This is a genomic window from Flavobacterium beibuense F44-8 (genome assembly GCF_000769915.1).
Taxonomy (GTDB): Bacteria; Bacteroidota; Bacteroidia; order Flavobacteriales; family Flavobacteriaceae; genus Flavobacterium; species Flavobacterium beibuense.
In genome coordinates, this window is the sequence record NZ_JRLV01000009.1 from 165,927 (window position 1) to 177,684 (window position 11,758).

Annotated in this window: 15 protein-coding genes; 8 read left to right on the forward strand and 7 right to left on the reverse strand. The window is 35.8% G+C overall.

Annotation, left to right across the window (positions count from 1 at the left end):
* Positions 1-3 precede the first annotated feature (3 nt).
* Positions 4-912: a LysR family transcriptional regulator gene (locus Q763_RS09915; RefSeq protein ID WP_035133717.1), complete on the reverse strand. Its 909-nt coding sequence runs from the start codon at positions 910-912 to the stop codon at positions 4-6.
* A 103-nt stretch (positions 913-1,015) separates the two neighbouring features.
* On the opposite strand from Q763_RS09915, the gene Q763_RS09920 reads away from it, so the two are divergent.
* Both Q763_RS09920 and Q763_RS09925 read left to right on the forward strand, forming a co-directional pair.
* On the forward strand, positions 1,016-1,618 hold the full coding sequence (locus Q763_RS09920) for an NAD(P)H-dependent oxidoreductase (RefSeq protein WP_035133719.1): 603 nt from the start codon (positions 1,016-1,018) through the stop codon (positions 1,616-1,618).
* Positions 1,605-1,895 carry a putative quinol monooxygenase gene (locus tag Q763_RS09925; RefSeq protein WP_035133721.1) on the forward strand — a complete coding sequence of 97 codons (291 nt, stop codon included), beginning with the start codon at positions 1,605-1,607 and terminating at the stop codon, positions 1,893-1,895. The genes Q763_RS09920 and Q763_RS09925 overlap by 14 nt, the downstream gene beginning before the upstream one ends.
* Before the next feature lie 27 nt (positions 1,896-1,922).
* Here Q763_RS09925 and Q763_RS09930 read toward each other — a convergent pair whose 3' ends face one another.
* Positions 1,923-3,506, reverse strand: a complete 1,584-nt coding sequence (locus Q763_RS09930) for a L,D-transpeptidase family protein (protein ID WP_035133723.1) — start codon at positions 3,504-3,506, stop codon at positions 1,923-1,925.
* Between the two features lie 209 nt (positions 3,507-3,715).
* Between Q763_RS09930 and Q763_RS09935 the strand changes: the two genes are divergently transcribed.
* The 4 genes from Q763_RS09935 to Q763_RS09950 all read left to right on the forward strand — a co-directional run bounded on the left by Q763_RS09935 (position 3,716) and on the right by Q763_RS09950 (position 5,228).
* Positions 3,716-3,970, forward strand: coding sequence for a hypothetical protein (locus Q763_RS09935; RefSeq protein WP_035133725.1), 255 nt, complete (start codon positions 3,716-3,718; stop codon positions 3,968-3,970).
* A gap of 138 nt (positions 3,971-4,108) precedes the next feature.
* Positions 4,109-4,477: a helix-turn-helix domain-containing protein gene (locus Q763_RS09940; RefSeq protein ID WP_035133728.1), complete on the forward strand. Its 369-nt coding sequence runs from the start codon at positions 4,109-4,111 to the stop codon at positions 4,475-4,477.
* Between the two features lie 11 nt (positions 4,478-4,488).
* Positions 4,489-4,761, forward strand: coding sequence for a hypothetical protein (locus tag Q763_RS09945; RefSeq protein WP_035133730.1), 273 nt, complete (start codon positions 4,489-4,491; stop codon positions 4,759-4,761).
* 212 nt (positions 4,762-4,973) lie between these two features.
* Positions 4,974-5,228 carry a hypothetical protein gene (locus Q763_RS09950; RefSeq protein ID WP_035133732.1) on the forward strand — a complete coding sequence of 85 codons (255 nt, stop codon included), beginning with the start codon at positions 4,974-4,976 and terminating at the stop codon, positions 5,226-5,228.
* A gap of 46 nt (positions 5,229-5,274) precedes the next feature.
* Here the strand turns inward: Q763_RS09950 and Q763_RS09955 are convergent, their stop codons facing one another.
* The 4 genes from Q763_RS09955 to Q763_RS09970 all read right to left on the reverse strand — a co-directional run bounded on the left by Q763_RS09955 (position 5,275) and on the right by Q763_RS09970 (position 8,887).
* Entirely contained in the window at positions 5,275-6,288 is a 1,014-nt protein-coding gene (locus Q763_RS09955) for a M28 family metallopeptidase (RefSeq protein ID WP_035133734.1), read from the reverse strand.
* 40 nt (positions 6,289-6,328) lie between these two features.
* Positions 6,329-7,354, reverse strand: a complete 1,026-nt coding sequence (locus Q763_RS09960; RefSeq protein WP_035133735.1) for a DUF3667 domain-containing protein — start codon at positions 7,352-7,354, stop codon at positions 6,329-6,331.
* Positions 7,355-7,483: 129 nt separating this feature from the next.
* Positions 7,484-8,248, reverse strand: a complete 765-nt coding sequence (locus Q763_RS09965; protein WP_035133737.1) for a dienelactone hydrolase family protein — start codon at positions 8,246-8,248, stop codon at positions 7,484-7,486.
* Between the two features lie 90 nt (positions 8,249-8,338).
* On the reverse strand, positions 8,339-8,887 hold the full coding sequence (locus Q763_RS09970; RefSeq protein ID WP_035133739.1) for a type 1 glutamine amidotransferase domain-containing protein: 549 nt from the start codon (positions 8,885-8,887) through the stop codon (positions 8,339-8,341).
* A gap of 161 nt (positions 8,888-9,048) precedes the next feature.
* Here Q763_RS09970 and Q763_RS09975 point away from each other — a divergent pair, with 161 nt between their 5' ends.
* Complete coding sequence (locus tag Q763_RS09975) at positions 9,049-9,741, forward strand: DUF421 domain-containing protein (protein ID WP_035133741.1); 693 nt, start codon at positions 9,049-9,051, stop codon at positions 9,739-9,741.
* 58 nt (positions 9,742-9,799) lie between these two features.
* Here Q763_RS09975 and Q763_RS09980 read toward each other — a convergent pair whose 3' ends face one another.
* Positions 9,800-11,104, reverse strand: a complete 1,305-nt coding sequence (locus Q763_RS09980; protein WP_035133743.1) for a hypothetical protein — start codon at positions 11,102-11,104, stop codon at positions 9,800-9,802.
* A gap of 146 nt (positions 11,105-11,250) precedes the next feature.
* Here Q763_RS09980 and Q763_RS09985 point away from each other — a divergent pair, with 146 nt between their 5' ends.
* Positions 11,251-11,745 carry a GNAT family N-acetyltransferase gene (locus Q763_RS09985; RefSeq protein WP_035133745.1) on the forward strand — a complete coding sequence of 165 codons (495 nt, stop codon included), beginning with the start codon at positions 11,251-11,253 and terminating at the stop codon, positions 11,743-11,745.
* The last annotated feature ends 13 nt before the right edge of the window (positions 11,746-11,758 follow it).

The following is an 11,758-nucleotide window of genomic DNA, read 5'->3' on the forward strand; positions in this document are numbered from 1 at the left end:
ATATTAAGGTAATGGCCTTCCCATTTCTTCCCTGAATATTTTTTTGATGCTTTCTATCTCATCGGCATATATTGTTTTCTTTCTCGTACCGAAGTTTAGGGTATTCACCACCTTGTTTTTTCCTTCCCAAAGCAGTTTTAACTGTTTGCTTTCTATCTCTTTTCTGCATAGGAAATCGGGGATAACAGCAAGCCCTGTACCGCTGCTCAGGCAGCGCACAATAGAGTTGAGGTTGGGAACTATATAGTTAGGCCTGAAATCAGGGTGTTTGTCTAGGTTTTGTTTCCAAAAACGCCTTAAATGTTCCATATCGCCCGTTGTTCCATACCATTTTTGTTCCTTCAACCACTTTTCAATGTCTTTAGGATTATCTTTTTTAATGAGTGAATTCAGGGTTTTATCGTCTGTATTATTACCACCTACAAGGACTATGGTTTCGTATGAAAAAGGCTCGTAATCAATATCCTTACTGTTTATAGCCTGAGGTGTAATAATAAGGTCGAGTATTCCTTTTTCAAGACTATCCACCATTTCAGGATATTCCCCAAACTTAATAATGATATTAAACGGAAAGGAAGCTATATAAGGCTCCAGTGTAGTTTGAAAAGTTTCAAAGCACATACCTATACTTATTGTTGGTGTATGCTTTTCGGTACTGCGCTGAAAGCTTTTTTCTGCCTCTTCCAGTTTGGTAACCGGTTCGATAATAAAATTGTATAGTGCCTTACCCCTTTCGGTAGGTATCATTCGGCGTCCTCTTCGTTCAAAAAGCTTATACCCCGTGTAGTTTTCAAGTGAGCTTAAATGCAGACTAACACCGGGTTGGGAGATGTAAAGTTCTTCGGCAGCACCGGTAAGTGTCCCGGTTTTGTATATGGTTTTAAACGTGCGATACCATTCTAAATTTACCATAGCTAAACTATTATTATAATAATACAAAGGTATGAATTATGTTATTTTTATAATAGGTTACCCCGTAATAACTTTGCATTGTAAATTTTAAAGGAAACATAAAATGAAAAAAATATTTGTAATAAACGGAGGGCAAAGCTTTGGTCATTCTGGAGGGAAGTTCAATGAAACCATAGCTAACGAAACAGTAGCCTTTTTTACTGATAATGAAGATTATGAAGTGCAGGTTACACATGTTAGTGATGATTATGATCCCGTAGCCGAGGTTGATAAGTTTACCTGGGCCGATGTGATTATTTATCATACCCCGATATGGTGGTTTCAATTGCCTCATAATTTTAAAAAGTACATTGATGAGGTATTTACCGTTGGACATAACAATGGAATATACAGGAGTGACGGAAGATCATCTGAAAATCCGGCGATAAACTACGGTACGGGAGGGCAGATGCATGGTAAGAAATACATGCTTACCACTTCATGGAATGCACCGCAAGAAGCCTTTACCTTACCGGGTGAATTTTTTATGGAAAAAAGCGTAGATGAAGGGCCATTATTCGGTTTTCACCGTATGAATGCTTTTACGGGTATGCAGCCACTTAAAAGTATCCATTTCCATGACGTGGAAAAGAATGCCGATGTAGAGAAGGATGTTAAAGTATATAACCAACACCTTACAGAAGTTTTTACCCATGCCGCAAATTAATTTAACCGCCATAGTAAAGAGTCTTCCTGAAAAGATAGAGGAAACAAAGGCTATGTTGCAGGAAATGGTGTTTTATTCCATTAAGGAAAAAGCCTGCCTTAAGTATGAATTGCATCAGTCACAAACCGAACCGCATGTTTTTATTTTCCACGAAATCTGGAAGAGTAGGGAAGACCTTGATTTACACAATAAACAGCCCTATATAACAGGATTTATTGAAAAGTCAGCCGAATTGCTACAGGAACCTGTTTCGGTTTACATTACCGACATTATATAAAAAATCCCCTCAAGTGAGGGGATTTTTTTACATATAAAGCATATCTGCCAGTCGGTCATCACGTTTATAAACATCATCAAAAAATACTACGTTACCGTTCTTATCGGCCCAAGCCGTAAAATAGGTAAGGAATACAGGGATTTTTTCCTTGAGCCTGTATATGTTTTCGCTGCTTTTATGCATAGCGGCATCTACCTGTTTTTCGGTCCATCCTCCGTCTTTTGAGGTAATAGCTATAGCAAGTTCACGTGCTTTTTGTACCCTTACACACCCGTGGCTAAAGGCTCTGTCTTCTCTACTAAACAGGCTTTTTGCCGGAGTATCGTGCAGGTAAATATTATTTGAATTAGGGAACATAAATTTAACCAATCCCAAAGAGTTGTTTTTACCCGGTTTTTGCCTTACACTCTTACCGTTCCATTCCATATTGTGTTGGGCTAGGTAATCAGGATTTTTAGCAATAGCAGGTTCTATTTCGTTTCTAAGGATACTTGTAGGTACATTCCAGTAAGGGCTAAATGCCAGGTAGCTCATTTCTCCGCTAAAAATTACAGTTTTATGTAGTGCCTTACCCACAACCACATTAGAGATCAGCACGGTATCTTTATCTCTAAAATAATATAACCTGTATGAAGGGATGTTTACCGCTATGTATTCCTTCTCGCTGTTTATGGATGATGGCACCCAGCGGCAACGTTCCATGTTAACGGTAATGGTTTTTATACGCTCTTCTACCGGAACGTTAAGTTCAGCAAGAATATCTTTAGTGATAGCTTTACTTTGGTTTCTGTAATGTACTTTTTCATACCTGTTAATGGCAGTAAGCAATTCGTCGTCAAATACTTTGTTGCCCGAATCGTTTTTAAGGTAACCTTCTGTAAAAAGCCTTTTTCTAACCTCTGTTACAGTAACCGATGAATCTCCGGGCTTAATTGATTTTACACCGTCTTCAAAAGCAATTTTGGTATTCCAACCACCGTTCTTTTCAATAGTACGGTATTTTTCAAGTCCTTTTCTAAGGTTGTAATACTGAGTGAAAACTTCGTCTCTGTCTTTTTTAATCAGTTCGGGCTTTCTCATCAGGGTGTCAAGGTAGCTTACATAATCTACCCTGTCACGCGGCAGATACCAGCCTGTCGCTTCACTTTCTGAAGGGTCAAGCCCCTGCAGTACATTCTTGGCATAATAGAAATACATGGAGCTTACCAGTAGTTCAGATTCTGTGTCGGGCTTACTGTTTCCTGCAAAAAATAACTGGTCTACACTATCTTTGTAGGGCATATTTTTTTTAACCCCTTCCTCTTCAAGATTTGAGGATAAATGATGCAGTACATCGGCAAATTCAATGAGTCCCTTATCATCATGCCATATATAATGATCGTGCTTGCGGTATAGTTTTTTTATTTCACCTTCAAACTTTTTAAAATCCGGATATTTTTGAAAAAAGGCATCAAATTTTGTGGTGTCTATAGGTATAATATTATCATGTTCATGTACATCTGCACGGGCAATTTCCTCAATTTCTTTTTCTTCTTCGGTTTTCTTTTTACAGGAAAATACTGTAAGTAAGGTAATTACGGTAAATAGGGTTAATAAAAGGGGTCTTTTCATAGTTTTCAAACTTTTTTTCTAAAATTAAATAAAAAACACATGGAAATCTTTGTTTTAATAAAAATGTAATCTATATTTAACTAATGTTTATTATTTTTTGCTAAAAAAAAATTTAAGTTTCTTAAAATTTTAAATAATTAGTAAAATTTTAGTATTTTTTTGAATTAGTGTACGTATTTTTGTGACATAATGAGGAAAGAGAAAATGTCATGTCTGAGTATACTAGCATAGGGAGTCGCATAAGCGTTTCTGCAATAAGGGATTACCTGTTTGCAAAAAAGATTGAAAAAGGTGATTCGTTAGTGCTTAACAGTGCCGATTATGAACACCTTGTAGAAGAAATTAAAAAGAAAAGTGAGCCAATAGAAATACCTTTAAACATTTTTGGCGTGCTTATTGTTAAAGATAAAAGTGGGAGAGTGCCCACAGGAAAAGTACAGATTGTTGAAGATGACAAAATGTAGTGAGGCTAACAATCTCCATTTAAACAGAAAAAAGCTTCGTAGTAGTGCCCGAAGCTTTTTTTATTTGTGTACCTTTATGATAGTATCTCATTGTTAAAGCTGTCCCTCAATAGGCTTAAATTATAATGTTATTTACTCATGAACGATTACATTGGGCGGAACATAAAGTTTTTATGTGACAGGTACTCGTTGTCACAAGATGAATTTGGGGCTCAATTTGGTCTCAATAAGAGTGTTGTAGGTACATATGTGAGAGGTATTTCTCATCCTAAAATTGATACTATCCAGAAAATTTGCAGTAAATACCAGTTTTCCATGGACGATTTTGTAAATCATGATCTTAGTGAGAAATATACTGGGCATACTCCGGCATCAGAAATGCAAAAGGTTATGGAGGAAGCTGCTGTATATAAGGCGGAAAATGCTGCACTACTAAAAACCATAGAAGCTCAAAGGGATACTATTGAGGCTATGCGTGTAACTATTGATACTTTGCTTAAACGATAAATTGCTGTGTGATGAAAGAGAATTTTAAAATAATATTAGCTGCTTTACAGGAAGCAGGCATGGAAATGGGGCAGGCTCAGTTTAGTATTACAGAGTATTCGCTTAAAACCCGACTTAGTTTTAAATTTAAGCATATAGATGAGTTTCTGGATTTTTTACAGTTAGAAGCATCTCATAATGATGAAAAATCAGATCACATCAAAAACATATTTATAGAAGAGGGGATTAATCCCGATAACTTTTTTTACGTTAACTTTTATAAGACAAAGGTTACTGAACTTTAAAATTTTCAATAACTGTTAAAGTGAGAAAATTAACCTAAAAAAAAGTTAATAACACATAATAATTTCTAATTTTGCCCGATATAAGTATGTTAACATGTAAGCGGGTAAACTCAGGTAGCATGAGGGAATGAAAATGGTAATATACTTTTCCCTTCAAAAACCATATTGGTTATTCCTTACATTTTATTGCTGGCAAAAAAAGAAAAAGAAAAATGAAGCTGTTTTCACTGCTGCTGTCTGTTATTATGTTTTTTGTATCACTGTATTTTTTTAGTATACAATTAGGTAGTATAGACAGTTTAAACGATGTAATTTACATATCTCTTCTAGTTACCCTTATGGCTATTTGTGTAGTAGGGGTAATTATTAATTGGGATATTTTAAAGAAGAAGAAAAAGAACAAAGAGAATGTAATACTCTTTGTGAGTAACAGTTTTTCAAGAAAAGAAAAGAAGAACAAAAAATAAAAAACTCCGGTACTGTACCGGAGTTTTTTTATTTATATCTAAGGATTTATTTACCGTCTTTATCTACAACAGGTCTTTCGTCTCTGTTTGCAAGCTCCCAGGCAGTAACAAAAGCAAGTTGGGCTCTTTTTGCCAGTAGGTCGTATTCAATTTTATCGGGAGTATCGGTTGGCTGATGGTAATCAGCATGTACACCGTTAAAGTAAAATATAATCGGGATTCCTTTTTTAGCGAAGTTGTAGTGATCTGACCTGTAGTAAAACTGGTTTGGATCGTTTCGCTCATTGTATCTGTAATCCAGCTGTAGGTTAACGTATTTTTTGTTTGCCTCTTCGTTTATGTTGTGTAAATCGGTACTTAACCTGTCTGACCCGATAACATATACATAATTACCATCTTCTTTATGGTCGTCGTCCCTGCGGCCTATCATATCGATATTTAGGTCGGTTATAGTATTAGCAATTGGGAATAACGGATGTTCAGAATAGTAACGTGAACCGTGAAGCCCATGCTCTTCACCTGTAACGTGAAGGAATAGGATGGAACGTTTTGGACCATGACCTTCTTTTTTAGCTTTCATGAATGCCTGTGCTATTTCAAGAAGCGCTACAGTACCCGATCCGTCATCATCGGCACCATTGTATATCTCTCCGTTTTTCATACCTACGTGGTCATAGTGAGCAGAGATGATAAGTATTTCTTCCGGCTTTTCAGTTCCTTCAATAAACGCCCAAATGTTTTCAGAATCGTTAAGCTTAGGACTAAACGGTCTTCTCATAAACTCAGAAGGTACGGTTTGGTACCAGCCTTCTGCTGCTTTAGGGTACGATATATCATTAGCCTTGTACTGGCTAATAAGGTACTTACCTGCTTTTTTTTGTCCTTCTTCTCCTGTATTACGCCCCTGCATCTCATCAGATGCTACAATGTAAAGATGTGTTTTTAAATCATCTGCCGTAATTGTATTCATGTATTTGGATACATAATCTTTATTTTTTGTGTTTGTCGACCCGCACGATATTGCAAGGCAGGACAACGAAAGCAGCAATAATTTATTCATAAATATATTTTGGTTTATTAAGAGCTTTAAAGATAGGAATTTAATGCAGGCTGTAAAATGCAATTTTTATAAAAATAAAAGTTAAGAACAGTACTGAAATAAAGTTTATGATTAGCATCAGTAAACATTTTGTAAAATTAATTATCCATTTTTCATGATACATTTTTCTATGTGATCTAAAAAAGTAATATACTGTCCATAGGGTTACTAATCCAATTATAATAGGAACTACTATTTCTTCAAATACCGCTCCTAACGGACTTATAAATCTAGATAGGGTTATCATTATAAATGATGTTAACAACAGAAAGGAAAAATAATGTAATGTGAAAATACCGTGATCAAAAAAATACCATCTTTTTTTGCCATGGAAAAGCCATAATATAAAAGCAAAAAACGGCATATATATAAAAAGGGCTTTAGGGAAATTATGCTTAATAGATTCCTTAAGTTTTTCTCCTACTTGTTCTGGAGAATTATGCTCATATAGTTTTAGTATTTTTTTACCTAATATATAGTCAGATTTACTAAGCCTTAAATGTTCTGGTTTTATTTTTTCAATGGAGTCCATTTCTTTAATAGAACTGTATGTCATAGGTGTTTCTACAATAAATTCAGTACTGTTAATTGTAGCCGTTTTAAAACCTACATTTTGTTTAGTGTTGATTTTCTCCTCTAGGGTTACTTCTTTATGTATTACTACTTCTTCAGTATGATGTTCGTTATTTAGTAACCCATTAGTATGATTTTCAAAATTCGGATAAAGGCTTGGAATAAAAAATGTTATAAAACTTATAAAAATATAAAGTTTCACCGGTGCTACATAGCGTTGCCTGTAACCTTCAAGATATTCTTTAGTTAGTTTTGCAGGCCTTAGCAGTAGGTATTTAATAGTTTTCCAAAAGGCACTGTCATAATGGGTAAAATCTTCGGCAAAATGGGTTATTAAATGCCAAAAACTCTGACGTGTTTCTACATTCTTTTGTCCACAATTGGAGCAGTAAGCTACATCTACTGTATAGCCGCAGTTTTCGCATTCTTTTTCGGTACGTAAATCACCAGACATAGTTTTAATAATTAGAGGCGGTTTGTTAATTGATTGTTCTAATGTTAAAACTATGAAAAAAATACAATAAAAAACAAAAAGCCAAACTTTAAGTTTGGCTTTTTGATGTATTGTTGTTTAGATATAAAGTTATTTAAGTACTTCCTTTAAGAATAATAAAAAATGTTCCCAACTTCTTTTATCTGCTTTTTCATTATAGGCAGCACCCTTTGAGTTATCGTTGCCGGCTTCTTTTTCGGTAAAGGCATGTACAGCATCACTATAGTACACCATTTGCCAGTCGGCATTACTGCTGTTCATTTCCTGTTGGAATGACTGTATATCGCTTTGGGAAACGTATGGGTCATCTGCACCGTGTAATACCAATACTTTTGTATTGATGGTATTGTTTTCTCTCGTGGTATCTTTACCCAGCCCACCGTGGAAAGAAACAACACCTCTTACATTAAGGTTACCTCTGGCAGCCTCCAGTGCACCTGTACCTCCAAAACAATAGCCTATAACAACAATATTATTAGCATCGGCTCCTGATTTAATAAGCTGTTCCAATGCCAGTGTTATTCTTTTTTGATACTCTTTATAGTTGGTTTTATAGTACCCCGATTGTTGTGCGGCTTCGTTAGTATTGGTAGGGTAGTTGCCTTCACCATAAATATCGGCAATAAAAGAATGATACCCCATACCAGATAGTTTTTGAGCTACTTCTTTAGAGTGGTTATTTATTCCTTTCCAGGCAGGTAATATTAGTATGCCGGGATTGTTGCTATTCGGTTTAGAGGGGATAGCTGCAAAGCCGTTAAGTTTTTGGTTTCCGTCGTTATACGATACAGGTTTAAGCTGTGCTTGAGAAATGGTTGTCATACAAAGTGCTATAAAAAGATAAATGGTTTTCATGGTATGATTAGTTTATAGGTAAATATAAAAAAGAAAGCTTTTAGAAACAATTTCTAAAAGCTTTCGGTGAATTAAAGTATTAACCCTAATTTATGCTCTTTGCAGCTCGTGTTTACCTTCTTTAATTTCCTCTACCATTTTTTTATTAAAAGCCGGTAGGTCGTTAGGGGTACGGCTTGTTACCAGTCCGTTATCCACAACCACTTCTTCATCCACCCATTTTGCCCCTGCATTTATAAGGTCGGTTTTAACCGATGAGAATGATGTTAGTTTCCTGCCGTCTACCACATCGGCCTCAATAAGCATTTGCGGACCGTGGCAAATGGCAGCTACAGGTTTTTTATGTTCAAAGAAATCTTTCACAAACTGAACTGCTTTTTTATCCCTTCTCAGTAAATCCGGATTAATAACACCGCCAGGTAATACCAGTGCATGATAGTCTGATGCCGAAGCTTCGCTTACAATTCTGTCTACCTTAAAATCTTTACCCCAGTTTCCGTTTGTCCACGATTTAATTGTACCACTTTCCAGGCTAATAATTTCGGCAGTCCAACCTTGTTGTTCAAGATGTTCTTTTGGTGATTGTAATTCGCTTTCTTCAAATCCGTTAGTTGCCAGTATGGCTACTCTCTTTTCCATAATTTTTTATCTTTTAATGGTTAGTAAATTATTTTAGTACTATAAAATTACATCATCAAAAATGGTACTTGTTTTAAGGCTGTACTAAAGTTGTGCTAATGTTTGTTAAGTAAGAAAACATTAGTAGTAATTTTAGGATGATTCTAATTAAAATACTGAAAATGAATACTGTTTTTGAATGGGACAGGATATTTTTTAATGATTTGCCTGTCTCTTTTTTAATTGAAGTTGTGTTTAGAACGGTGATAATGTTCATTATAGTTTTACTAACCCTTAAACTCACCGGAAAGAGAGGGGTAAAGCAACTTTCGGTTTTTGAGGTGGTAATAATTATTTCGCTTGGCAGTGCTGCAGGTGACCCTATGTTTTATAAAGACGTAGGCATTATACCTGCCATAACCGTTTTTGTGTGTATACTTATTATGTATCGTGCCATAACCGTATTATTGGGTAAGAGTAAGAAGTTTGAAATTTTTATGGAAGGAAAGGTACAGTGTTTTGTGGAAGACGGACAGTTTTCCATCAATAATTTTGAAAGGGAAGATCTTGCCAAAGATGAGTTTTTTGCCGAGCTCAGATTAAAATCAATAGAGCACTTAGGTCAGGTAAAAAACGCTTATATAGAAACAAACGGTGCTATTAGTGTATATTTTTATGAAGAGGATGCCATAAAGTACGGTCTCCCTATACGTCCTCAGCTATTTGATTTAAAAAGTACGATAGTACCAAAATCAGGGATATATGCCTGTACTTTTTGTGCTAATACACAGGAGTTACAACCTACAAGTGCAGTTTGTTCGGTTTGTGGTAAAAACGAATGGGTAGAAGCAATACGAACCAAACGTGTACAATAAAAAAACACTGTTGTGATGGATACAACAGTGTTTTACATGATAGAATTATAGTAAATAATTAACCTCGTGAATTTCTTGAGTCTGTAGATCTTGAAGGAGATGATGTTCTCGCAGGAGAACTGCTCCTTGAAGGTGAGCTTGACCTTACTGCAGGACTACTGCTTCTTGAAGGAGAAGAATTTCTTATTGACGGGCTACTAGACCTTGAAGGTGAACTCGATCTTACTGCCGGAGAACTGCTCCTTGAAGGAGATGAACTTCTTATTGTAGAAGAACTGTTATTGCTTGAAGGCGAACTTCTCCTTACAGATTGTGAGTTATTTCTCGAAGGGGTAGCATCAAAACTTCTTGTCGAAGATGATGAAGGTGTAGACCTTACAGTATTACTGTTACCGTTTGTTCTTGACGGGGTTGTAGTGGTTCTTGTATTATCGTTACCTCTGGTAGAAGGTGAAGTAATTGCCGAGCCTCTTGAAGGTGTTGTTACCCTTACATTTCCGTTATTGTCTGTTCTTGCAGAGTTTAAGCTTCTGCCTCTGTTATAGTTACTGTCCTGAGATACGCGGGATGGGTTAGAGTAAGAAGTTCTTGCTGATGTTGAAGCCGAACGTTGTACTCGTGAGCTTTCCCTTGTTTGTTCAAGTGCATATCTATTAGTAGCATTTGTCCTGCTTGTAAATGAACGGTTAGGATGCTGCCTTTCGTAAGCGTTACTTCTTCTGGTGTTATACATAGCTACCGCTCGTGAGCTTCTTCTTGTGCTTACATAGTTGTAAGTATTGTTTACGTTAATGTGCACGTGAATATTGTTTCTGTATCTGTACACAGGACACGGAGCCCAGTAGCTGTAATAGGTGGGGTAGTAACCCCAATACCAAGGTGAATAGTAAGGACGGTATGACACTGCCCAAAACACATCAAATATTACAGGTCTTGAAACATACACGGGTTCGTATATATAGTTAGGGCCATACATGTAAACATCGCCTACTACCTGTACCTGTACATTGCTTCCGTTTCTTTCTACTTCAATAGTAGCAATATCCTGATAAGTATCTATACCTAATACGGCCTGTAGTATGATTAAGTGTGTATTACTTTGTGTTGCTTCAACCACCCTAAGGTAGTCTACATAGTTATCACCATTAAGGTCAAGGTTCGATATTCTGGCATCCGGATCGTTAATTCTTCTTTCAAAGTCTTCAAGATCGGCCGATTCTCCAAAAATAGAGGCAACTGCCCTAAGGTCTAAGTTATCGCTTATATCGGTACTGTTAGCCCTGACGGTGGTAACGTCCTGAGCGAAAATTTGATTTACAGAAAGTAAAACAAAAAGGGCTATATGTAATATTCTCGTTTTCATAGTCTCAAAGTATTTATTTGCCCAAAAAATTAATTTTTTGTTGTTTGATTATAAATAACCAATTACTGTGCCAATAATTTTTTATACCTTTATGCTACCGTGAAAAACCCTTTATTTATAGGGGTTTTAAATAAATTGCACTTAATATGGAAATTATAAAAGCCGGCTTTGGTGACTATAATTTAGTTTATACCCTGGCCGAAAAAGTTTGGCCACAAACATATAAAAATATTCTTACTCAGGATCAAATAACCTATATGTTTGAAATGATGTATAGTCAAGAGGCTTATAATGAGCAAATTGAAAAAAAAGGTCATCAGTTTTTACTTATAAGAGACGAGAATGGTTATTTGGGATTTGCCTCTTATGAACTTAACTACGATAATAAACCTATAACCAAAGTGCATAAAATATATGTACTACCCCAAACACAGGGTAAAGGTGTAGGGCGTGCTCTTATTGATAAGATATCAAAAATTGCGACAGATAATAATAATACTGTTGTATCATTAAACGTAAACAGATATAATACTGCTATTGGGTTTTATGAAAAAATAGGCTTTGTTAAAGTAGGGCAGGAAGATATTGATATAGGTAACGGTTATCTTATGGAAGATTATATAATGCAAAAAGCAGTGTAATTACACTGCTTTA